This window comes from Streptomyces sp. NEAU-sy36 (assembly GCF_013423905.1).
Lineage (GTDB): Bacteria > Actinomycetota > Actinomycetes > Streptomycetales > Streptomycetaceae > Streptomyces > Streptomyces misionensis.
This window is the reverse complement of record NZ_CP058977.1, coordinates 2,705,257-2,727,961: the sequence shown is the minus strand read 5'-3', so window position 1 is coordinate 2,727,961 and position 22,705 is coordinate 2,705,257. Positions and strand designations below refer to the sequence as shown.

Below are 22,705 nucleotides of genomic sequence, written 5' to 3'. Positions count from 1 at the left end.
GAGGTGCGCGCTGCCTGGTCGTCAGGTCCCGCGTCAGCCTCGTGACTTCGGAGCATTCGCACAGATCGGGCGGCAGCGGACGGACGGACATCGGGGGACACATGCGCGGGCAGACCAGCGGGACCTTGCGGCGTGACGCCATCGGGCTGCGCGAAGTCCTGTTCCAGAGCGTCACGGCGATGGCGCCGGCCGCCGCGGTGGCCGCGTCGATCCCGGCCGGCGCCGCCTTCGCGGGCGGCAGCCTGCCGCTGGCGGTGCTCATCGCCCTGGTGGCCTGCCTGTTCACCGCCTCCTGCGTCGCGGAGCTGGCGCGGGAGTTACCCGCGGCCGGCTCGGTCGCCACCTACGCGGCGCGTGGACTGCATCCGGCGGTCGGCTTCCTCGTCGGCTGGGGGTACGTCTTCGTGGAGATGCTGGTCCCTCCGCTGCTGCTCCTGCAACTGGGCTTCACGGTGGCGGGCACACTGCATGACGAGTGGCCCTCGTACCCGGCGAATCTGTGGTGGCCTTACCCCCTGGTGGGCGCCGCCGTGATCGCCGTCGCGGGGTACTTCGGCGTCCGGGCCTCGGCCCGCTTCGGCACCGTCCTCGGCGCCTTCGAAGTCCTTGTCTTCCTGGTGTTCGCGGTGCTGCTGATCGGCAGGGCGGGCAGCAGCAACACCCTGTCGGTCTTCGGTACTTCGCACACCGCCGGGGGACACAGCGGTGTCGGCGGCGTCTTCGCGGGGTCCGTGTACACCGTGCTGGCGTTCGCCGGATTCGAGGCGGCGGCACCGCTCGCCGAGGAGACGCGCGAGCCCCGGCGGACGATGCACCGCGCGGTGCTGGGCGCCGCCCTGGGCATCGGCCTGTTCTACGTCGTCACGACCTATGCGATGACCGTCTACTTCGGGCCGGACCGGTTCGCCGGGTTCGGTGCGTCCGGCAGTGCTTCCTGGGAGGGGGTCGCCCGGGCCTCGTTCGGCCTCTTCTGGGTGCTGCTGTTCCTCGCGGTGGTCAACTCCACGATCGCCAACGCCAACGCGTGCGCCAACGTGTCGACGCGTACGGCCTTCGCCCTGGCCCGGATCCGCGTCCTGCCCCATCTGCTCGCCACGCTCCATCCCCGGCACCGCTCCCCCGTGGCGGGCATCGCGGTACAGACCGTCGTGGCCGTCGCCGCCGTGCTGGGGCTGGGCCTCGGCTACGGCCCCGAAACGGCGTTCCTGCTGCTCGCCACGGTGATCGTGACGGTCGTCATCGGCGTCTACATCGTGGTGAACCTCGCCTGCGCGGGCCACTTCGTACGGGTCGGTGGCGGCGCCCTCAAGCCGGTGCGGCACCTGCTGTTCCCGGTGCTGGGCATCGCCGCCTTCGTGCCCGCGCTGCTGACGGCCGCCGGTCTTCCAGTGTTCACCTTCGTGGCCAAGCTGAGGGCTCCGGTGTCCTACGCGGGTCCCGTGGTCGGAGTCTGGCTGGCAGCGGGCGTGGTGGTGCTGCTGGTGCTGCTCCGGCGCCACCCCGATCGCATAGCCGAGACCGCGCGGGTCCACATGGAGGAGCGCGAACCGGCCGTCCCCCGCCGGGACGGCACCGTGCCCGGCTGACCGGCGCCCGCACCGGGCCGACCGGGCGCGGGCGACCGCACCCCGTGCCCCCGCCCGTCCCCCCTCCTCTCTCCCTTGCGCACGACCACCCCACCAGAAGGGACCCCCGTCACGATGACCGACCCCCGGATCCTCACCGTGCGCCCGCGACCGGACGAGTACGCCTGGACCTTCGGCGGTGCGGCACCCGTGGCACGCGTCGCGCCCGGTACGGTGCTCGACCTGTTCACGGAGGACTGCTTCGCCGGCCGGGTCCGCTCGGAGAAGGACCTCGTGTCCGAGGTCTGCGAGTTCCCCTTCCTCAATCCCCAGACGGGGCCCTTCCACATCGAGGGCGCCGAGCCCGGCGACACGGTGGCCGTGCACTTCGTGTCGGTGGAACCGGCCCGCGACTGGGCGGCATCGACCACCGTGCCCCTCTTCGGGGCGCTCACCTCCACCCACACCACCGCCTCGCTCCAGCCGCCGCTGCCGGAGCGGGTCTGGATCTGGCAGCTGGACCGCACCCGGCGCACCGCCCTGTTCCGGGCCCGGGACAGTGACTTCGAGGCGGAACTCCCGCTGGCGCCCATGCACGGCACGGTGGGCGTGGCGCCCGCCAACCTGGAGGTCCGCTCGGCACTGGTCCCGGACGCGCACGGCGGCAACATGGACACCCCCGAGATGCGTGCCGGGGTCACCTGCTACCTCGGTGTCAACGTGGAAGGTGCCCTGCTCAGCCTCGGTGACGGGCACGCACGGCAGGGCGAGGGCGAGACCTGCGGCGTGGCGGTGGAGTGCGCCATGAACACCGTGGTGATCGTGGACCTCCTCAAGGGCGTCGCGACCCCGTGGCCCCGGCTGGAGTCGGACACCCACATCGTCTCGACCGGATCGGCGCGCCCGCTGGAGGACGCGTTCCGGATATCGCAGCTGGACCTGGTGCAGTGGCTGGTGCGCGACTACGGGTTCAGCGAGCTGGACGCGTACCAGTTCGCCACGCAGACGGTCGAGTCTCCGCTGGCGAACGTGTGCGACACCAACTACACGTGCGTGGCCAGGCTCCGCAAGGAGTGGCTGCCCGCGCGGGACACCTACCGCGGTATGCACGCACGGCTGCGGGAGACCGCACGGTCCCTGCGCGGCTGACACCCGGCCCCGGCCGCCGGCACGCACCGGGCAAACCCGTCCGCCTCCCCTCATGAACAGAAGGGCAACACCCCTACCGTCACCCCCTCCCGTACTTCCGTAACCGCCAACTCCCCACCGCAGAAAGGCATCGATGATGGACATGGACCGGGAAAGACCGCGTCTGAGCAGACGGTGGCTCCTGAAGGGCGCGGCGCTCGCCGCCGTTCCGTACGCGCTGCTCCCCGAGCCGAGCGCCGGAGCGCAGACCGGTTCCGTCGACTACCCGGCCGCAGAGTGGCAGCCCGCCAGCACCTCCAACTACACGGCTTCCAGCCGGCCCGGCAGCTACCCCATCGACTGCGTCATCATCCACGTCACCCAGGAGACGTATGCCAACACCCTGTCCATCTTCCAGAACCCGCAGAAGCAGGTGTCCGCCCACTATCTGGTCCGGTCGGCGGACGGGCACATCGCGCAGTGCGTCCGCGAGAGCGACATCGCCTGGCACGCGGGCAACTGGGACTACAACACCCGAAGCATCGGCATCGAGCACGAAGGATGGGTGGACCAGCCCTCCTATTTCACCAACGCCCTCTACGAGCAGTCGGCGAAGCTCACGGCGGCGATCTGCGACAAGTACGGCATCCCCAAGAACAGGGACCACATCCTCGGCCACTACGAGGTACCCGGCACCGACCACACCGATCCCGGACCCAACTGGGACTGGGTGCGCTACATCAGACTGGTCAACTTCGCCTGACACGATTCCCCGGCCGACGTCACACCGGTTGTCTGAGCGGACACGGCACGTGACGATGGGTCTGGCCGGATCATCGCCGTATCACCGTCCGGGGAGGCCGAGTTGACCGATCCGTGGGTGGCCCTGGAGCCGGGGGCCGATCCCGCCGAGCGCGTCCGGGTGCTACGGCGGGCGCACGAGACGTTCACCACGGTCGGGGCGGTGCCGCGGCCGGTGCGGTCTGTGGTCGCGGAGTCGTGGCGGCGCAGCGCGCGGGCCGGCGTCGTACCGGACGGCACCGCGAGTGTGGAGCTGTCCGACGGCGACCTGGGTGCCTACCGGGCGGAGCATCCGCTGGCCCAGGTGATGCCGCTGTTCCGGGAGCTGATGGGCACGTTCGCCGCGGACGACGAGCAGTTGCTCGCGGTGTGCGACGCCCAGGGCAGGCTGCTGTGGGTAGAGGGGCACCCGGCGGCCCGGCGGCGGGCGGACGGGATGAACTTCGTGCCGGGGGCGCGCTGGTCGGAGGCCGCGGTGGGGACCAACGCGCCGGGGACGGCCGTCGCCCTGGGCCGGCCGGTGCAGGTGTTCGCGGCGGAGCACTTCACGCGGCGGGTGCAGCCCTGGACCTGCGTCGCCGCTCCGGTGCACGATCCGCGCACCGGGCGGGTCCTGGGCGCGGTGGACGTCACCGGCGGGGACGGGCTGGCGCATCCGCACAGCCTGGGCTTCGTGCAGGCGGTGGCGCGGGCCGCGGAGGCCCAGTTGGCGCTGCTCGCCCCGGTGCGGCCCGCCGCGGACACGCCGACGCTGGGCGCGCTGGGCCGGGACGAGGCCGAACTCGCCCTGGGCGGCCGGCGGATCAGGCTGAGCCGCCGGCACAGCGAGATCGTGCTGCTGCTGTCCCGGCACCCCGAGGGGCTGACGGGCGACGAGCTGCTCTGCGCGTTGTACGCGGACGAGTCGGTGACGCCGGTGACCCTGCGGGCGGAGCTGGCCCGTCTGCGCCGGCTGTTGGGGCCGGGGTTGCTGGCCTCGCGGCCGTACCGGCTGACCGCGGTGGTGGACGCCGACGCGACCGTGGTGGAGCGGCGGCTGGGTTCGGGGGCGCTCACCGCGGCGATGGAGGTGTATGCCGGGCCGCTGCTGCCCGGTTCGCAGGCCCCGGCGATCGTACGGCTGCGGGAGCGTCTGGCCCGGGAGCTGCGGGCGGCACTGATCGCGCACCGCGATCCCGACCTGCTGGCGGACTGGGCGCACGCGCCGTGGGGCGAGGACGACGTCGAGGTGTGGCGGGCGCTGGCCGCGGTGCGTCCGTCGGCTTCGGTGCGGGTGCGGCTGGCGGCCCTGGAGGCCGAGTTGGCGGCGCCCGTCGTCCGGGCGCGAGCGCGAGGCGGCGGCGCAACGTACTTGCAACGTCCGCCCGCCTAGCCTCGCGCCGAGAGCTGCCCAAGGGCGGGCAGCGCTGCACCGGGAGGCACTTCAGGATGACTCGTTACGCGGCGCCGGGCACCGAGGGCGCGATCGTCTCCTACCAGGCGCGTTACGACCACTTCATCGGCGGGGAGTACGTGCCGCCGGCGCGCGGGCAGTACTTCGAGAACCCGTCGCCGGTCAACGGGCTGCCGTTCACCGAGGTCGCGCGCGGCACCGCGGAGGACGTGGAGCGGGCGCTGGACGCGGCGCACGAGGCCGCTCCCGGGTGGGGCCGTACGTCGGTGACGGAGCGCTCCGACATCCTGCGCAGGATCGCCGACCGGATGGAGGCCAACCTCGAAGCCCTGGCGGTGGCGGAGAGCTGGGAGAACGGCAAGCCGGTGCGGGAGACGCTAGCGGCCGACATCCCGCTGGCGATCGACCACTTCAGGTACTTCGCCGGGGCGATCCGGGCGCAGGAGGGGTCGCTGGGCGAGATCGACGACGACACGGTGGCGTACCACTTCCACGAGCCGCTCGGGGTCGTCGCGCAGATCATCCCGTGGAACTTCCCGATCCTGATGGCCACGTGGAAGCTGGCGCCGGCGCTCGCCGCGGGCAACGCGGTGGTGCTCAAGCCCGCCGAGCAGACCCCGGCCTCCATCCACTACTGGGTGAGCCTGATCGCCGATCTGCTGCCGCCGGGCGTGCTGAACATCGTCAACGGCTTCGGGGTCGAGGCGGGCAAACCGCTGGCGTCGAGCCCGCGGGTGGCGAAGGTGGCGTTCACCGGGGAGACCACGACCGGGCGGCTGATCATGCAGTACGCCTCCGAGAACATCAAGCCGGTCACGCTCGAACTCGGCGGCAAGTCGCCGAACATCTTCTTCGACGACGTCTGGGCGCACGACGACGACTTCCGCGACAAGGCGCTCGAGGGCTTCACCATGTTTGCGCTCAACCAGGGCGAGGTGTGCACCTGCCCGTCCCGGGCGCTCGTCCAGCGCGGCAACTACGCGGAGTTCCTGGAGGCGGCGGTCGAGCGCACCCGGCAGATCAAGCACGGGCACCCGCTCGACACGGACACGATGATCGGCGCCCAGGCCTCCAACGACCAGCTGGAGAAGATCCTCTCCTACCTGGACATCGGCCGGCAGGAGGGCGCGAAGGTCCTCACGGGCGGGGAACGAATCGAGTATGACGGTGAGTTGAAGGGCGGTTACTACGTCCAGCCGACCATCTTCGAGGGCGACAACCGGATGCGGATCTTCCAGGAGGAGATCTTCGGCCCGGTCGTCTCGGTGGCTTCCTTCGACGACTTCGACGACGCCATCAAGATCGCCAACGACACGCTGTACGGCCTCGGCGCGGGCGTGTGGACCCGTGACATCAACACCGCCTACCGCGCGGGCCGCGCGATCCAGGCGGGCCGGGTGTGGACCAACTGCTACCACGCGTACCCGGCGCACGCCGCGTTCGGCGGGTACAAGCAGTCCGGCATCGGGCGCGAGACCCACAAGATGATGCTGGAGCACTACCAGCAGACGAAGAATCTTCTGGTCTCGTACTCGCCTAAGAGGCTGGGCTTCTTCTAGAGACCTGCGAAAGGGCGCCTGCCCTGGGTTTTCACCCGTCAGGCGCCCTTCGTGCAACTCGTTCTCGGCCGGGTCCGGCTTGCATGCTCAACCGGGCCCACTCCGGAGTAGAGCCAGAACGTTCCCGCAGACGTTCAGCCATATGGACCTGATCCACAGCATGAACCTCCGCATCACGTGGTGGAGTTCGGCTCGAAGTGGAGCTGACAGGGGGAATCCACGTCGTGTTACGTGTCATGCCCCCGTCGATTCACACGTGGCTGTCACCGTCCTTGACGGAGAGCCACACCCACAGGAGGGCACGTGACCGGACCGTTCACCCGTCGAGCTCTGTTCCGACCACGCGCCGTCGTGCGCGCCGCGCTGCTCGGGGCACTCACCGCGTGCCTGGCATTCACCATGGCCGGCCCGGGCGGCGTCACCGCCTCCGCCGCCGACACGAACGCCCTACCACTGTCCGGCGCCACGACGTCAGGCCTGCACAACAGCTACGACCCCGCCGCCTTCACGTATCTGGCCCAGGCTCTCGACACAGGCACCTCGATGATCGAACTCGACGTCTGGGACGACTTCTTCACCCAGGAGTGGAAGGTGAGCCACTCCAACCCGACGGGCAACTCGAACAACTGCGTCAACGCGTCCTCGGCCTCCCAGCTCTACACCGGCGGGGCGAACAAGGACCTGGAGAGCTGCCTGGACGACGTCCGGCTGTGGCTCGGGGCGCACCCCGGGCACGGCCCGCTCTATATCAAGCTGGAGATGAAGGCGGGCTTCCAGGCCACGTACGGCATGGGCCCGGCCAAGCTCGACCAGTCCATCAGCGCGCATCTCGGTGGGCTGGTGTTCAAGCCGTCCGACCTGCTCGACAAGCCAGGCGGCGGGCAGTACGCCACGCTCGACGCGGCCGCTTCCGCCGGAAACTGGCCCACTCGGCAGCAACTGGCCGGCAAGGTCATCATCGAGGTCATTCCCGGCACGGTCGAGGAGAGCAACCCGACCGACTCTCTGTGGACCGACCAGGAGTACGCGGGCTACCTGCGCGATTTGCACACCCAGGGCAGGACGTCACAGGCGAACGTCTTTCCTTCGGTGCACAACGCCCAGGCAGGCGATCCCCGTTCGCGCTACTCCGACACGTCGCTGCGCCCTTGGTTCGTGGCCTTCGACGGTGACGCGGCGACATACCTCAACGGCAGCATCGACACCGGATGGTATGACACCCACCACTACCTGCTGTTCATGACCGACGCGCAGAACGTGCCGCCGGCGCTGGACGACGTCAACCCCTCGACGGCCGACGCGCAGGCCCGGGTCACTCAACTGGCCAAGGCACACGCCACGGTGGCGTCCAATGACTGGAAGGCCCTGCCGGAGGTCCAGTCGATGGTCGTCCCGCGCGGCTGACGGGTGCCAGAGGTCCACCAACTCGCCGCGCGAACGCACCGATGGCCTACCGGAAACCAGGACCCGGGGAACGTGACGTCCTCAAGCTGACGGTGCCGCTGTCGCTGGCCGCTGCGTGTTGGGGGACGCCGGCCACCAGCCCCCATCAGCACGCCGCCGAGGCCCCCGGCACCGGTCGGCGACGGATGCCGTCCGGGCTGAACTCGACCATGGCGACGGCCTGCGCGCTCGGCGCGAGGGCGCAGGCCGGTGTCACGCGCCGAACGACGACCCCGATCGAGTGCAGCGAGCGCCCCCTTAATCACTGTGAGTGATTGACTGTGCTCGGTGACGAGCCTGATGCTCGAAGCGGCACGGTTCACCAGCAAGTACGTCCGAATCCGTGTCGTGGAAAGGGGTAATCGATGCTCTTCCGTAAGCACGCAACCGTGGCCACCGCTGCCCTGACTCTCCTCGGGGCCGCCCTTGCCACCGCGCCCGCCGCGTACGCCGCAGCCGGCACCGCCCCGGCATGTATCACCCGGGTTGTGGACGAGATGCCGGACGGCCAGCATGTGTGGCTGGAGAACAACTGCGGCAAGACGATGCACGTCAAGGTCATCGTGGACGGCTGGTACGACAGCAGCTGCCTGCGGCTCGCGAACCGTGCGAGCCGTGAACTCGTCCTGAAGGTCGGAACGTACCGTAAGACGGTGGTGTGCTGAGGCCGCATATGCGGCGTACCGCCGTCGGCATGCCTGCCAGGGAACGGGCGAGGCTCCTGTGCTGATGAGTTGAGACGTCGGACACCTCTCTCAACGGCACAGGAGCCTCGTTTGTCGCGGGACGCCGGCCGGTCACCCGATCAGTGGCCACACGGAAACAGCTCAGTGCATCGAAGCGATCAGCCCCAGTTGCAGGTTTGGAGTAGTGCGAGCGTGCTCGTCGCGTAATCCTCGCCCTTGTGTGAACGCCAGGACTCCAGATCCCAAGTGTCATGGGAAAGGTGCTTGCCGAACAGCTCGAAGTCCCATTTCGCGTGGCAGGCGAGCTGATCCTTCATCGACGCGAGCTGCGTCTGGCTCAGTTGTGTCCCGTCAAGCGGCAAGGGGCTGGGGACCATGTTCCACACCTGCTGCCACAGCGAGTCGTAGTCGGTCGACGCCTGATCGTATCCGGTCTGCGTCGGTTTGACGCTCACCTCGATATGATTCGCATCCCCGTTGGGCAGCGCGAATTTGACGGAGACCGAATCAACCCACCGCTCCCCCGCGCCCAGGACGTAGCCAACGCACTCCCCGGTGCACACTTCCGCGCCATCTCCCATTCCGGCACTCCAGAACAGGTCCGTGTTGCGGACGGAGAAGGTCTGCCGGTATCCGTTCAGGACGTCGTCACGCCGCTCGTCGGTGACGGGGTATCCGAACCTGCTGGCGAACTTGCCGTAACGGTTCCACAGCCTCGCAATCTGCCCCCACACGGGGTGCGCCCCGTAGGAGGGATGCCAGGCCATGACGCCGCCCTCGAACTGCTGCGCCTTACCCACCCCGTCAAGGTTGGCCGACTCGTCGTCGACGGGATACCCCAGGGGCCCGGTCTCCCAGTTGAGTTCGCGCCACTTGTCGCCGATCGCTCCCCATACGGGGTGCGCACCTGTCGAGGCCTTCCAGTAAATGGTTCCGCCCGTGAACTGCTGCCGTCTACCGACACCGTCCGGATTGGGCAGCTCACCGGATACCGGGCAGCCGAGAACACCTTCGGTCCGGTTGAGGCTGATGTACTTGGTGAGGATGTCGCCGCCGACCTTGTAACCGCAATACGATTCGTCGGCCGCTGCGGGTGCCGTCTGGACGGTGAAGGTAGCGGCGAGGATCGCGAGAACAGTGAGGCCTGCCCTGACCGCGGAAACTTTCCGTGAAGAAGAAGGAGTTTTCGTGAGCATTCAGGCTCCTTTCCAGTGCATGACCGTACGGGGGAATGGAAAGCCGGAGAAGGATTAATTCGGTCACGCCGCGTGCCAGAGTGGCGGCAGAGCCTGCGGCGCAAGGCCGGCCGGCTGGGCTACCACGTCGGCTGGGTCAACTCTGGGCTGTTTACTCAGGAACTCCAGGGCGCCGCGGAACCGGATGCGCAGCTTCTTTCGGGTGGTGCGGCTGTCGAGTCGTATGTCGAGGCCGGTGACTGCCCAGTCCGCTCGGCCGCTCGTCGTGTTGATCACCACGGCCGGGGCCACCGTGTCGAGGGCTTCGTCCAGGCTGAGAGGGTCGCGAAGGTCGAGGTGATGCCAGGTCGCGCCGTCGTGGTCGCCGGGGCGGGAAGGGAACGTGGCGGCCGGGCGACGGACGGCGGACACTGACCACGCTCAGTCAGGTGCGAGCGCCACGCCCCGGGCGGCACGGGGCGTCGCCGGCACCTTCGGAGCAGCAGCCGGAACCCGTCGCCAGATCCTCCCGGCGCATCGGCCGAAGCCGCCCAGGCGCCCACGCGTTCGTCCTCAGCCGCCGTCCTTACCGATCCAAATGAAACGGCCTGGCGCGGGCGTGGATGCGTCAGCCCTGGATCGAACGGAGACGCGACCACGTGTGGTCCCCGACGGTGCCGTCCACAGCGAGTCCTCGGCTCGCCTGGAGGCTGTGCACAGCCCGTTCGGCGGGTGCGACCGCCGCCGTCCCTCCGCACCGATCCTTCGTTTTCTGGACCGCCGTCGCGGCAGGTCTTCGTTTTGTGGCGCTCCGTGTGGCGTTCGGGCGGGGCACTAGCGCGGTGTGAACCGAACCGTCGCGTCAGAAAGCAGCACCGCCTTGCCCGAGCACGAGGATGTGAACCGTACGATCTCCGCCCTCCAGGAAGAGATCGAGCAGCTGAAGCAGGCGGTCGTCTCGCATGCCGTCGTCGACCAGGCCATCGGGGTCGTCATCGCCCATGGCAGAGTGCCGCCCGAGACGGGCTGGACCGTCCTGAAGGACGTCTCCCAGCGCACGAACACCAAACTGCGGGAGGTCGCGGAACACCTCGTGCGGTGGCCGTACCGCGGCTGGCTGCCGCCGGAGATCGGCCAGGCTCTGCTCGGCTCGCTGGAGCGGCACACGCAGCCCGCCCGGTGCGGGTCCGTACCGTGAACGTCCGCGGCGCCGGCGGGCGCCGCGGCTCAGCCGCGCAGGGTGCTGGACGGGCTGGTGCCGTAGGCGTCGCGGTACAGGGCGGCGAACCTTCCGGGGTGCGCGAACCCCCAGCGCGCGGCGATGTCGGCGACGGTCGTGCCGGCGGGGTCGGCGGCCCGCAGTTCCCGGTGGGCCTGCGCGAGCCGCACGCGGCGCAGGTAGGCGAGCGGGGTGGTGTCGAGGTGACGGCGGAAGGCGTACTGGAGGGCCCGGACAGTGACATGCGCGGCGGCGGCGACGTCGGCGACGGTCAGGGGCTCGTGGGCGTGGTCCTCGATGTGGGCGACGGCCCGCCGCAGCGTCGTGGAGTGGGCGTCGGTGCGGTCCTGTGCGGTCGGATCGGTGTGGGCGGTGTTCGGGAAGGCGGCGAGGACGCTGGCTGCCAGCAACTGGCCGCTGGTGGAGGTGATCAGTGGCTGCGCGGCGACGGCCGGGTCGGCGAGGACGTGGTCGCGCAGGTAGACGATCGTGCTCTTGAGCTGGCGGGCCGCGGCCGGGGAGTGCGGCCGGTGGCCGATCAGCCGGACCGGCTCCGTCACCGGCGCGGGGCCGGTCGCGGCGACCTGGTCCAGCAGGGCGCTGTCCAGCATCGTGATGTTGTAGCGGGCGGTGCAGATACGGCCGGCGTAGGGCAGGTCGGGCGGCGCGAAGAGCACCATGTCGCCGGGGCCGAAGTTGTCCCGCACGCCCTGGAAGGCGTGGTCTTGGACGGTGCCCTCGTAAACCATGCACAGGCAGATCCTGCCGAGCGGGGTCACGGCGTAGCTCATGTCGAAACCGAGGTCGAGCTCGTCGACGCTGACCGAGGGCATGGCGTCGCGGCGGATGCGCGCCCTGCTGTTCTCCGGCGTGCTGGTGCCGATGCTCATACGGGCGTAGGCCTGGCAGAGGAAGTCCTCCGTCTCGGCCAGGTCCTGGCTGTCGAACACCAGCGAGTCCACCGCGTCACCGCCCCGGCTAGAAGAGAAGGCCCTGGTCAGCCGGGCCGCGGAACATGGGCGCCGACGGCCGGGCATGCCTTTTGACGGTACCTCGTCGCCGCGCGGTGATGCGGCGGGGGGATGCGGCATGCCTCGTTTCCGGCACTTCGGCCTTGTTCGTGACGCCGGCTGCCCGCACACCCCTGGGGGGAACGGATGGCCTCCGCGTACCGCTCGGTTCTCCGTGCTCCGGTGTGCCGGGTTCGGGCGCGGTGCCGGCGCGTCTCGCTCCGCGTCCACGCCGGTCGCCTCGGTGATGCACCGGCCGACCCGGCGACGGTGACGCGTGGATTCCGCGCGCAGTGCCCCTCCCGTGTGCCCGAGTCCGCGCGGTGGGCACAGGCGACTACTCGTACACGGCCGCCGCTCGCAGGGCTCGGGCGAAGAACGTCCAGTCACCGCCGGGCGGCAACTCCCGACCGGTGTTGCCGTACCACCCGTCCGCGTCGTCGATCCACGCGGCCAGGGCCTCCAGGAAGCTTGGCAGGTCCTGGTTCTCCCAGAAGCTGCCGTCCTCCGCGTGGCTGCGGCGCAAGGAACGGACGAAGGCCGCAAGGTCTTCTCGGCTCGCGACGTGATCGGGAGAGGGGGTCATGCCTGGAGACCGTACCCCGCACACCGCTCCGAGTCGCCTTCTTGAGCGGGGCCGTCGACGCTCGCTCCGCGGTCGTCCTCTGAGGAATCCCACCCCGCCGCGCCCCCGGTCATGTCAGCCCCGTGTCATTCGAAGATCAGCGGGGCTTGCCAGCATGGGCCGCAACAGGCCCGCACGCCCCGTGAGTGGTCGCTCGGCTCGGAACAGCACGTCGGTATGCCCGCACCCGGTTCGGAAATGGGATGAGCTCAGGTCATGGCCTCCGCACCGCCCGTCGTCCTCCTCGGCCTGCGCCTGTCGGACGACTGCGTCCGTGAGGACGTCGAACCGTGCGCCGCCCGGCCCGTGCCCCGTGTGCCGTCGGCCACCGGTGGCGAGGGGTGTGCACCGACGCTCGCCGCTCCGGCCGGCTGGTGGAACCGGCGTCGAGCAGTGGGCGCCACGACGCGGGCGACGTGCCGTCGGCACCGGGCCGGGCGTGGTGTACATGCCGGCCGGCTCCGTCGTCATCCGTGTCAGGGAGATTCCGCCATGACCTCCATGCCCCTGCCCACCGACATGTCCGCTCCCGGGCGCTGGTTCCACCCGCCGGAGGCGGACCGGGACGCCTCCGTCCTGCTGTTCCTGCTGCCGCACGCGGGCGGTGGCGCGGCGATGTTCCGTGACTGGCTGCCGCTGCTGCCGTCCGACGTCGCGCCGCGTGCCCTCACCGCGCCCGGCCGGGACGCGCGGCTGGCCGAGCCGCCGTTGCGGGACTGGGACGCCCTGTACGGCGCCGTGCACGACGCGGTCGTCGGCGAGTTGGACGGGCGGCCGTACGCCGTCTTCGGGCACTGCCTGGGGGCGCACCTCGCGTTCCGTCTCGCCGGCCGCCTCGTGGCCGAGGGCCGGCCGGCGCCGGTGCTGCTCGGGGTGTCCGGCTGGGCGCCGCGCGGCTTCTTCCGGGCGACCCTGGCGGACAGCGAGATGCCGGAGGCCGATCTGCTCGCCCATGTCCGGCGCCTCGGCTCGTTCCCGGAGGAGATCCAGCGCGATCCGGCGCTGCTGGCCCGGGTGCTGCCCGCGCTGCGGGCGGATCTGCGGGTGGCCGCGACCTTCGCCGACGACGGCGCCGAGGTCACCTGCCCGCTGGTCTCCTACGGCGGCGACGCCGACCCGCTGATGGTGGAGCCCGACGCGATGACGCACTGGGCCGACCGCACCTCCCACTACCTCGGCCACACCTGGCTCCCGGGCGGCCACTTCTTCCCCGAGGAGCACGCCGCCGAGATCGCGCCGCACTTCGTCCGGATGCTGCGCGCCGTGCACACATCCCCGACTCCCCGACTGTCCGCGTAACGCGGGCGGACGCCCCGGCCCCGCCTCCGCATCCCTTGGTGTGATCATGAACTTAGAAGACCGAATCGGTTCCCCCTCCCCCGCGGCCGCCGCACCGGCGCCGGGGCCCGGTGCCTCGCCCGGCCCCGGGTTGCTCCCGCTGACCGCCTACCAGCGGGACGTGTGGGTCGCGGCCGAACTCCACCCGGACGACCCGCAGTTCAACTGCTGTCTGACCGAACGTCTCACCGGGCCCGTGGACCGGCGGGTGCTGGTGGCGAGCGCCGACGCGGTGCTCGCCCGGCACGACGCGCTGCGGCTGTGCTTCGAGGAGCAGGACGGGACGCCCGTACAGTGGGTCGGCGCCGAGGCACCCACGGTGCGGCAGCTCGATCTGTCGCACGAGGAGGACCCGGCAGCGGCCTGCTCCGCGTGGCTGGAGGCCGACCTGCTGCGCGCGCTGCCGCTGCGGGACGGGCCGCCGGTCCGGGCGACCCTGCTGGTGGAGGGACCCGACACGGTCGTCCTGCGGCTGAAGATGCACCATCTGGTCGCGGACGGCTGGACCTGCAACCGGGTGAGCCAGGAGATCTTCGAGGAGTACGGGCGCCGCCGCGCCGGGACCCCGGCGCCCGCCGCGGAGTCCGTCCCGGTCGCCGGTTTCCTCGCCGAGGAAGCCCGCTACCGGGCCGGCGAGGACTTCGCCGGCGACCTGGCGTACCACCGCGCCGCGCTCGCCGACGCCGGCACCGCGCTGTTCACACGCCGGGCGCCGAGCGGCGAGCGGCGCCGGGGCGTCGTGACGGTGCCGGTCGACGGCGCGCTGGTGCGGCGCGTCCGGGCCGCCGGTCACTCCCCCTTCGCGTACGTCGCGGCCGTCCTCGGCGGGCTGCTCACCCGGCTGCACGGCAGCGACGACGTCGTTCTCGGCATCCCGCTGCTCAACCGCGCCCGCTGGCAGGCGGCGCCGCTCGGCCAGCTCGCCAACACCCTGCCGTTGCCGCTGCTCCGCCCCGGGGCCCGCCCGGTCGGCGACCTGGTGCGCGAGACCCGCACGGCGATCCGGGAGCTGCAGCGGCACGAACGGCTCGCCCTCGGCGACCTGCTGACCGGTCTGGCCGCGGACGGCGCGGGCGGTTCCCGGCAGCTGTTCGACGTGACGCTCTCCTATCTGCGCTACGAGCGGCCCGCCGTCGGCGGCGGGGTGCGGCGCGAGACCGGCATGCGGACGCCGGGGTACGACCAGTCCGCGCTCAACGTCTTCGTGCGGGACTTCGACGACGTCCCGGGCATGGAGATCGACCTGGTGTACGCGCTGGACGTGTTCGACGAGGACCTGCCGATCGAGGCGGTGGCCCGGCAGCTGCGGCGGCTGCTCGCGGGCTGCCTGGACGATCCGGCGGCGCCGCTGTCCACGGTGCCGGTGACCAGCGCGGAGGAACGGGACGCCCTGCTCGCCCTGGGCCGGGGCCCCGCCGCTCCGGAACGCGAGCCCGGTACCCTGCACGGACTCTTCGAGCGGCGGTGCGCCCGGCAGCCGGGGGCCCTCGCGGTCATGGACGCCGCCACCGGCCGCTCGCTGACGTACGGGGAGCTGGAGCGCCGCGCCAACCGTGTCGCCCGGGGCCTGCGCGCGGCCGGTGTCGGCGACGGGGACCGGGTGGCGGTGGCGCTGCGCCGCGGGCCGGACCTGATGGCGGCCCTGTTCGGCGTGCTCAAGGCCGGGGCCGCGTACGTGCCGGTGGATCCGGACTACCCGGCCGGGCGGATCACGCACATGCTCGACGACAGCCGGGCCGCCGCGGTGCTGCTGGACGACGTGGGCGCCGGGGAGCCGTGGGCGGCCGGGCGGCCGCACGCGTACCGGGTGGCCGAGCTGGAGGCGGGGCAGGACGACACCCCTCCCGTCACCGGCGCCGGCCCGGACTCCCTCGCCTATGTGATCTACACCTCCGGGTCGACCGGCCGGCCCAAGGGCGTGATGATCGAGCACCGGTCCGCGGTCAACCGTCTCGCCTGGATGCAGCGGCTGTACCCGGTGGGCGCGGGTGACGTGCTGCTCCAGAAGACCCCGGTGTCCTTCGACGTGTCGGTGTGGGAGCTGTTCTGGTGGGCCGCCGAGGGCGCCCGGCTGGTGCTGCTGCCGCCCGGGGCCGAGAAGGACCCCCGGGAGGTGGCCCGCGCGGTGCGCGACCACGGCGTCACCGTCCTGCACTTCGTTCCCTCCATGCTCGGCCCCTTCCTCGATCTGGGCGCGCAGGGGCTGTCCTCGCTGCGGTACGTCTTCTGCAGCGGCGAGGCCCTGCCGCCCGGACACGTGGAACGCTTCGCGCGCACCTTCCGGCCGGGTCCCGCCGGGCCGCCGCGCCTGGTGAACCTGTACGGGCCCACCGAGGCCGCGGTGGACGTGACGGCGTACGACTGCCCCGCCGATCCGGCGGCCGCCGTGCGCCGGGTGCCCATCGGCCGGCCGGTGGACAACACCTCGCTGTACGTCCTGGACGAGCACGGCCGGCCACAGCCCGCGGGCGTCCCCGGGGAGCTGTACATCGGGGGCGTGCAGGTCGCCCGCGGCTACCTGGGGCTGCCCCGGCTCACCGAGGAGCGGTTCAGCGCCGACCCGTTCGTCCCCGGCGGCCGGATCTACCGCACCGGGGACATCGCCCGCTGGCTCGCCGACGGCACCCTGGAGTACCTCGGCCGCTCGGACGGCCAGGTGAAGATCCGGGGCAACCGGGTGGAGACCGGCGAGGTCGCCGCCGCGCTGCGCGAACTGCCCGGGGTGCGGGACGCGGTGGTCACCGTCACCGGCTCCGGGGGCGGCGGCAGGCTGACCGCCTACTACGTGGCCGTCGACGGCGATCCGGGGCCGGACCGGCTCCGCGCCGCGCTCCTCGCCCGGCTCCCGGCGTTCATGGTGCCGTCCCTGCTGTGCCGGATCGAACGGGTGCCGCTCACCCCGAGCGGCAAGACCGACCTGCGGGCCCTGCCCGACCCGCGGGACCTCGCGGGCCCGGCCGGCGACGGCGAGGCGGCGGACCCGGTGCAGGCCGCGCTCGCCCGGATCTGGGCGGAGGTGCTGGAGGTGCCGCGGGTCGGCGTCCACGACGACTTCTACGCCCTCGGCGGCGACTCGATCCGGTTGCTCACCGTCCGGTCCAGGGCCGAGCGGCAGGGGCTGCGCTTCCGGCTCGGCGACCTCGTGGCCGCGCCGACCGTCGCGGCGCTCGCCGCCGTCACCGTCACCGACCCCCCGGCCGGTGACACCGCGCCGGCCGGGCCGCGCCCCTTCGAGCTGGTGTCCCGCGTCGACCGGGCGGCGCTCGGCGACGCCGAGGACGCCCACCCGCTCTCCCGGCTTCAGCTCGGCCTGATCTTCCACTCCCGCCGCCGGCCCGGCTCCGCCGTGTACAAGGACGTCTTCCGCTACGTGCTGCGGATGCCGTGGAACGAGGCGGCGTTCCGCGCCGCCACCGCGCGGCTGACCGCCCGGCACCCCGTGCTGCGCTCCACGTTCGCACTCGCCCGCGTGTCCGAGCCGTTGCAGGTGATCCACCCGCGTGCGCGGGACATCGCGGACAGTGTGGACCTGCGTGATCGCCCCGCGGCGCGGGCGGAGGCGGAGATCCTGCGGCACGTCGAGGAACGCCGCACGCACGACTACGACTTCGAGCACGGGCCGCTCCTCTTCCTGCGCGCGTACGTCCGCCCCGACACGGTGGAGCTGGTGCTGAGCTTCCATCACGCGCTGCTGGACGGTGCCAGCGTCGCCAACCTGCTGCGGGACCTGCTGCGGGACTACGCGCACGCCCTCGGGCTCGGTACCGGCCCGGTGCCCGGCCGCCCGCTGCCCTCCCCCGCGGCGCACGTGGCCGCCGAACGGGCCGCCTTGGGCTCCGCGGAGAGCCGCGCCTACTGGCGGGACGTCGTCCGCGGTGCCGACGCGCCGCGGATCACCGGGACACGCGCCCACCGCCCGCCGGCCGGCGGGGAGCAGATCGTGTGCCACCGGGACCTGCCGGCCGGCCTCGCCGACGCGCTGCGCGCCGCCGCCCGCACGCACGGCACGCCGGTCAAGTCGGTGCTGCTGGCGGCGCACTGCCTGACCCTGGGCCTGTTCACGGGCGCCCCCGAGGTGCTCACCGGGCTGATCACGCACGGGCGGACCGGCGAGGGCGGCGAGGACGCCCTCGGTCTCTTCCTGAACACCGTGCCGCTGCGGCTGCCCACCTCCGGCGCCGGGTGGTTCGACCTCGCGCGGGAGGCGCTGCGCCGGGAGCGCGCGTCCTTCCCGCACCGTCGCTATCCGCTCAGCGCCATCCAGGAGGAGAACCCCGGCAGTGAGCTGGAGACGGCGTTCAACTACGTCCACTTCCGGCAGCTCGCCGAGGTGCTGACGCTGCCGGACGTCCGGCTGCTGGACTTCCGGACCTGGGAGGAGACCAACTTCGCCCTGCTGGTCAACGTCCTGCACGACCCGGTGGACGGGCGGATCGTCCTGCGTGTCGACTGCGACGGGCAGGTGTTCGACCGGGACCAGGCCGAACTGCTGGCCGACACCCTGGTCGCGGTGGTGCGGCGGATGGTCGAGCACCCGCTGGAGCAGGCCGGGTTCGGCTTCCTCGCGCCGGAGCCGGATCGTCCCCGGCCCGCCCCGGCGAGCCCGCAGTGCGTCACGGACGCCTTCCTCGCGCAGGCCGCCCGCACCCCGGAGGCCACCGCCCTGGTCCATGGCACCGGAGCGTGGAGCTATGCCGGGCTGGCCGGTGCCGCGCGGACCGTGGCGCACCGGTTGCGGGCCGACGGGGTGTGCCGCGGCGACCGGATCGGCGTCGCCATGGACCGGGGCCCGCGGACGGTCGCCGTGGTCCTCGGTGTCCTGCTGGCCGGGGCCGCCGTCGTCCCGCTGGACCCGGCGTATCCGCCGTCCCGGCTGGCCGCGATGGCCGCCACCGCCCGCCCCCGCCGCATCGTCACCACCGCTCGCCACGCCCACCTGGTGGCGGACCGCGCGCCGCTGCTGTCCGCGGAGTCCCTGACCGCGCCCGGGGACCCCGGCCCGGGTACGGACGACTTCGCGGGGCCCGGCCCGCTGGACACCGCGTACGTGCTGTTCACCTCCGGCTCGACCGGGGTCCCCAAGGGCGTGGCGATGCCGCACCGGGCGCTGGCGAACCTGATCGGGTGGCAGAACCGGGTGCCCAGCGGAGCCGTCGGCGGCCGCACCCTGCACTTCGCGCCGCTGAGCTTCGACGTCTCCTTCCAGGAGATCTTCTCCACCCTCTGCGGCGGCGGCACCCTGGTACTCGCGGACGAGGACCAGCGCCGCGACATGCCGGCGCTGCTGCGGCTGCTGGACGAGACGGCCGTGGAGCGGGTGTTCCTGCCGTTCGTGGCGTTGCAGCAGATGGCCGAGGCGGCCGACGCGCTCGGCCTGGTGCCGCGGCGGCTGCGGGTGGTGGTCTCCTCCGGTGAACAGCTGCGGGTGACGGGCGCGCTGCGCCGGTTCCTCGCCGCCCTGCCCGGCGTCCTGCTGGAGAACCAGTACGGCCCGACCGAGTCGCACGTGGTCACCCGCCACAGCATGACCGGCGACCCGGCCGCGTTCCCGGAACTGCCGCCCGTGGGCCGCCCCGTGGACGGCGCGCAGGTGCTGGTGCTCGACGCGCGGATGCGGCCGGTGCCGCCCGGGGTCCAGGGTGAGATCTACCTGGGCGGAGTCTGCCTGGCCCAGGGGTACGAGGGCCGCGACGACCTGACCGCCGAACGGTTCGTCGCCCATCCGTACGGCGACCCGGGCGACGTCCTGTACCGCACGGGCGACCTGGCGATCGTGCTGCCCGGCGGGGACATCGTGTGCACCGGCAGGGCGGACGGGCAGGTCAAGATACGCGGCTACCGGGTGGAGCCGGCCGAGGTGGAGGCCGCGGTGCTCGGCTTCGCCTCGGACCGGCCCGGCATCCGGGAGGTGGCGGTCGTGCCGCGCCGGCGGGCCGACGGCGAGACCACGCTCGCCGCGTTCCTCGTCGGCGACCAGGACCGGGCGGACACCGGGGAACTGCTCCGCCATCTGCGCACGGTGCTGCCGTCGTACCTGGTGCCCTCGTCCGTGACCTGGACGGCGGCGATGCCCCTGACCCCGTCCGGGAAGCGCGACGACCGGGCGCTGGCGGCCACCGCCCCCGCGCGGGAGGCACGGCCACGCGGTGCCCGGCCGGCCCCGGGCAGTCACGAGGCGGTTCTGGCGGAGACCCTGGCCGACCTGCTGGAGCTGCCCGCCGACGCGATCGGCGTCGACGACGACCTCTTCGACCTGGGCGGTACCTCGCTGACCGCGATGCGGCTGATGGTGACCATCGAGCAGCGCTACGGGGTCGTCGTCCCGCTGTCCGAGTTCATCGCCGCGCCCACCGTCGCCGGGCTCGCGCGGCGGCTGCGGCGCGGCAACGCCTCGGTCACCTTCGATCCGCTGGTGCCGATCCGCCCCGAAGGGGACCGCCGCCCGCTGTTCATGGTGCACCCCATGGGCGGCAACGTCCTGTGCTACGTCCAGCTCGCCCGCCATCTGCCCGACGGTCTGCCGCTGTACGGGCTCCAGGCGGCGGGCGCCGACCCCGGCTCCGAACCCCGCCGCTCGGTGCCCGAGCTGGCCGCCGACTACATCGCCGCGCTGCGGCGGGTGCAGCCGCACGGCCCCTACACGATCGGTGGCTGGTCCTTCGGCGGCTTCGTGGCCTTCGAGATGGCCCTCCAGCTCGCCCGGGCCGGCGAGGAGGTCGCCGATCTGGTGCTGCTCGACACCACGGTCTTGGCTCCCGGGCACCGGGTCCGCAGCGACGAGAACGCCCTCCTCGGCTGGTTCTTCTGGGAGTTGCTGTGGCTCGGCCGTGGCGGGGCGTCGCCGCTGGAGGCTATCCCGGCCGAACTGACCACGCTGGCACAGAAGTTCGACTTCATCGCGGACTTCGCGGCGCGGACCGGGGTGCTGCCGCCGGGAAGTTCGGGCGCCGTGGTCCGCCGGCTGTTCCGGGTCTACGAGGCCAACTGGAACGCCGCGCTGGAGTACCGGCCCGAGGTGCCGGACCAGGACCTCACCCTGGTGCTGGCCACCGACCCGCTGCCCGAGGTGCTGCTGGCCATGCACACCGCGGGCGGCAGCCGGCACGAGGACCCGCTGAACGGCTGGCGGCAGATGACCCGCGGCCGGCTGCACACCGTGCACGTGCCCGGCGACCACCTGTCCATCGTCGAAGACCCCCATGTGAAGCACACGGCCGACGTCATCGGCCGCATCCTCGACGGCTCGGCCGTCCCCTCCCCCGCAGGAGTCGGAGCATGACATCCAACGCGCACGAGACGTCGTCCCCCCGCCTGCCGGTCATCGTCGCCGGAGCCGGTATCGGCGGACTGACCGCCGCCATCGCCCTGCGCCGTGCCGGGGTCCCCGTCCGCGTCTACGAGCGGGCCTCCCGGCTGCGCGCGGCGGGCTCGGGGCTGTCCGTGATGAGCAACGCCGTCGCCGCGCTGGCGTCGCTGGGCATCGATCTGCACCTGTCCAAGCGCGGCCGGAACATCGAGACGTTCCGGATCCTCGACGAGACCGGCGACCTGATCCGGGAGCAACCGCTGAAGGCGGTCACGGAGGCGCTCGGCGTGCCGTCGGTGTGCGTGACCCGCGCCGACCTCCAGGACGCCCTGCTGGCCGAGGCCGCCGGGATCCCGCTGGCCCTGGGGCACACGGTGGCCGGGTACGAGCCGGGGCCCGACGGGGTCACCGTGCGCTTCGAGAACGGCGCGTCGGTGCGGGGCAGCGCGCTGATCGGCGCGGACGGGCTGCACTCGGCCGTCCGCCGCGGCCTCGTCGGCCCCGAGGAGACCCGGGACAGCGGCTACGTCTGCTGGCTGGCCGTCACCCCGTTCGCGCGGCCGCACCTCCCGGCGGGCTACGTGGGCCACTACTGGGGTGCCGGCCGCAGGTTCGGCCTGATCGACGTCGGTCACGGCCGCTACTACTGGTGGGGTACGAAGAACATGCCCGCCGAGCGGTCCCGCCACTGGGACGGCGACAAGGCGGAGATCCTGGACACGTACGCGGGCTGGGCCGACGAGGTGTGCGACATCGTCCGCGCGACCCCGATGGAGTCGGTGCTCGCGGTGCCCTCGCACGACCGGCCGTTCCTGGAGCGCTGGGGCGAGGGCCCGGTCACCCTCCTCGGAGACGCCGCGCACCCGATGCTGACGAGCCTCGGGCAGGGTTCGGCGATGGCGATCGAGGACGCGGTCGTCCTGGCCGGCTGCCTCGGCGCTTCCCGCGACGACCCGGCCGCCGCGTTCCGCCGCTACGAGGATCTGCGGCGCGAACGGGTCCGCGGGGTGGTGGCGGCCTCCCGGTCGGTCAGCGAGATGGAGCAGCTGGAGGACCCGGTGGCCCGTCGCCGCCGGGACGACGCGCTGCGCCACGCCGACGAGGGCGAACTGCGGGAGCAGTTGCTCGGGTTGCTGCGCTGGCCCGTGTCGCCGTCGGCCTGAGCCGCGGGCTTCCGGGGAGCCGGGCCGGCGGGGCGGGACGGCCGCAGGGGCGGCGGGGCTCACGGCGGCGGCTGTGCCGGCGAGCCGCCGCCGACCGGGGGAGGGCGGTGCGGGGGCACGGTCGGCGCGGGTGGCCCGCGGGTGCCGTCAGCCGCCCGGAGCCGTTGTGGCGGATGCCCGCCCCCGCTCCCCGAAGTGGCGCGGCCGGTCGGGCCGAAGGCCGTGGCGCGGATGCGTGCCCACACTCCGGTCCGGCCGGCCCCGGCGACCGGATACGCTGCGCGAGACGGCAGC

The 22,705-nt window shown here is 72.4% G+C and carries 15 protein-coding genes; 11 read left to right on the top strand and 4 right to left on the bottom strand.

From position 1 onward, the window contains the following. The first annotated feature begins 101 nt into the window (after nucleotides 1–101). From HZZ00_RS12585 to HZZ00_RS12555, 7 genes are all read left to right on the top strand, one after another. Nucleotides 102–1,586, top strand: coding sequence for an APC family permease (locus HZZ00_RS12585; RefSeq protein WP_180332256.1), 1,485 nt, complete (start codon nucleotides 102–104; stop codon nucleotides 1,584–1,586). 114 nt (nucleotides 1,587–1,700) lie between these two features. After that, the gene (locus tag HZZ00_RS12580; protein ID WP_180332255.1) at nucleotides 1,701–2,714 is read left to right on the top strand and encodes an acetamidase/formamidase family protein; all 1,014 of its coding nucleotides are present in this window, start codon (nucleotides 1,701–1,703) and stop codon (nucleotides 2,712–2,714) included. Nucleotides 2,715–2,856: 142 nt separating this feature from the next. Continuing rightward, on the top strand, nucleotides 2,857–3,456 hold the full coding sequence (locus tag HZZ00_RS12575; protein WP_180333479.1) for an N-acetylmuramoyl-L-alanine amidase: 600 nt from the start codon (nucleotides 2,857–2,859) through the stop codon (nucleotides 3,454–3,456). A 102-nt stretch (nucleotides 3,457–3,558) separates the two neighbouring features. After that, nucleotides 3,559–4,866 carry a GAF domain-containing protein gene (locus HZZ00_RS12570; RefSeq protein ID WP_180332254.1) on the top strand — a complete coding sequence of 436 codons (1,308 nt, stop codon included), beginning with the start codon at nucleotides 3,559–3,561 and terminating at the stop codon, nucleotides 4,864–4,866. 56 nt (nucleotides 4,867–4,922) lie between these two features. Next, entirely contained in the window at nucleotides 4,923–6,446 is a 1,524-nt protein-coding gene (locus HZZ00_RS12565; RefSeq protein WP_180332253.1) for an aldehyde dehydrogenase family protein, read from the top strand. A 303-nt stretch (nucleotides 6,447–6,749) separates the two neighbouring features. Then, nucleotides 6,750–7,850, top strand: coding sequence for a phosphatidylinositol-specific phospholipase C domain-containing protein (locus HZZ00_RS12560; protein ID WP_257585760.1), 1,101 nt, complete (start codon nucleotides 6,750–6,752; stop codon nucleotides 7,848–7,850). A gap of 404 nt (nucleotides 7,851–8,254) precedes the next feature. Beyond that, nucleotides 8,255–8,554 carry a hypothetical protein gene (locus tag HZZ00_RS12555; protein WP_180332252.1) on the top strand — a complete coding sequence of 100 codons (300 nt, stop codon included), beginning with the start codon at nucleotides 8,255–8,257 and terminating at the stop codon, nucleotides 8,552–8,554. A gap of 179 nt (nucleotides 8,555–8,733) precedes the next feature. Here the strand turns inward: HZZ00_RS12555 and HZZ00_RS12550 are convergent, their stop codons facing one another. Together HZZ00_RS12550 and HZZ00_RS12545 are read right to left on the bottom strand one after the other, a co-directional pair. Continuing rightward, nucleotides 8,734–9,771: a DUF2599 domain-containing protein gene (locus tag HZZ00_RS12550; protein WP_180332251.1), complete on the bottom strand. Its 1,038-nt coding sequence runs from the start codon at nucleotides 9,769–9,771 to the stop codon at nucleotides 8,734–8,736. Nucleotides 9,772–9,834: 63 nt separating this feature from the next. Continuing rightward, a complete protein-coding gene (locus HZZ00_RS12545; protein ID WP_180332250.1) occupies nucleotides 9,835–10,182 on the bottom strand; it encodes a hypothetical protein in 348 nt (115 codons plus the stop codon). Between the two features lie 448 nt (nucleotides 10,183–10,630). Between HZZ00_RS12545 and HZZ00_RS12540 the strand changes: the two genes are divergently transcribed. Beyond that, nucleotides 10,631–10,948: an ANTAR domain-containing protein gene (locus tag HZZ00_RS12540; protein ID WP_180332249.1), complete on the top strand. Its 318-nt coding sequence runs from the start codon at nucleotides 10,631–10,633 to the stop codon at nucleotides 10,946–10,948. Between the two features lie 29 nt (nucleotides 10,949–10,977). On the opposite strand, the gene HZZ00_RS12535 is transcribed toward HZZ00_RS12540, so the two are convergent. Together HZZ00_RS12535 and HZZ00_RS12530 are read right to left on the bottom strand one after the other, a co-directional pair. Then, complete coding sequence (locus tag HZZ00_RS12535; protein ID WP_180332248.1) at nucleotides 10,978–11,931, bottom strand: AraC family transcriptional regulator; 954 nt, start codon at nucleotides 11,929–11,931, stop codon at nucleotides 10,978–10,980. Between the two features lie 385 nt (nucleotides 11,932–12,316). Further along, on the bottom strand, nucleotides 12,317–12,565 hold the full coding sequence (locus HZZ00_RS12530; protein ID WP_180332247.1) for a hypothetical protein: 249 nt from the start codon (nucleotides 12,563–12,565) through the stop codon (nucleotides 12,317–12,319). A gap of 531 nt (nucleotides 12,566–13,096) precedes the next feature. Between HZZ00_RS12530 and HZZ00_RS12525 the strand changes: the two genes are divergently transcribed. The 3 genes from HZZ00_RS12525 to HZZ00_RS12515 are packed head-to-tail and all read left to right on the top strand — an operon-like array spanning nucleotide 13,097 to nucleotide 22,411. Further along, nucleotides 13,097–13,903 (top strand): thioesterase II family protein, encoded by an 807-nt coding sequence (locus tag HZZ00_RS12525; RefSeq protein ID WP_257585759.1) that lies wholly within the window; start codon nucleotides 13,097–13,099, stop codon nucleotides 13,901–13,903. 46 nt (nucleotides 13,904–13,949) lie between these two features. Next, nucleotides 13,950–21,221, top strand: a complete 7,272-nt coding sequence (locus tag HZZ00_RS12520) for a non-ribosomal peptide synthetase (RefSeq protein WP_180332246.1) — start codon at nucleotides 13,950–13,952, stop codon at nucleotides 21,219–21,221. Then, the gene (locus HZZ00_RS12515) at nucleotides 21,218–22,411 is read left to right on the top strand and encodes an FAD-dependent monooxygenase (RefSeq protein WP_180332245.1); all 1,194 of its coding nucleotides are present in this window, start codon (nucleotides 21,218–21,220) and stop codon (nucleotides 22,409–22,411) included. The genes HZZ00_RS12520 and HZZ00_RS12515 overlap by 4 nt, the downstream gene beginning before the upstream one ends. Nucleotides 22,412–22,705 lie beyond the last annotated feature (294 nt).

Bases quoted from the DNA above. Each gene is read 5' to 3' on its own strand.
- HZZ00_RS12585 (WP_180332256.1), top strand. From the start codon at position 102: ATGCGCGGGCAGACCAGCGGGACCTTGCGGCGTGACGCCATCGGGCTG.
- HZZ00_RS12580 (WP_180332255.1), top strand. From the start codon at position 1,701: ATGACCGACCCCCGGATCCTCACCGTGCGCCCGCGACCGGACGAGTAC.
- HZZ00_RS12575 (WP_180333479.1), top strand. From the start codon at position 2,857: ATGGACCGGGAAAGACCGCGTCTGAGCAGACGGTGGCTCCTGAAGGGC.
- HZZ00_RS12565 (WP_180332253.1), top strand. From the start codon at position 4,923: ATGACTCGTTACGCGGCGCCGGGCACCGAGGGCGCGATCGTCTCCTAC.
- HZZ00_RS12555 (WP_180332252.1), top strand. From the start codon at position 8,255: ATGCTCTTCCGTAAGCACGCAACCGTGGCCACCGCTGCCCTGACTCTC.
- HZZ00_RS12550 (WP_180332251.1), bottom strand. From the start codon at position 9,771: ATGCTCACGAAAACTCCTTCTTCTTCACGGAAAGTTTCCGCGGTCAGG.
- HZZ00_RS12530 (WP_180332247.1), bottom strand. From the start codon at position 12,565: ATGACCCCCTCTCCCGATCACGTCGCGAGCCGAGAAGACCTTGCGGCC.
- HZZ00_RS12525 (WP_257585759.1), top strand. From the start codon at position 13,097: ATGACCTCCATGCCCCTGCCCACCGACATGTCCGCTCCCGGGCGCTGG.
- HZZ00_RS12520 (WP_180332246.1), top strand. From the start codon at position 13,950: ATGAACTTAGAAGACCGAATCGGTTCCCCCTCCCCCGCGGCCGCCGCA.
- HZZ00_RS12515 (WP_180332245.1), top strand. From the start codon at position 21,218: ATGACATCCAACGCGCACGAGACGTCGTCCCCCCGCCTGCCGGTCATC.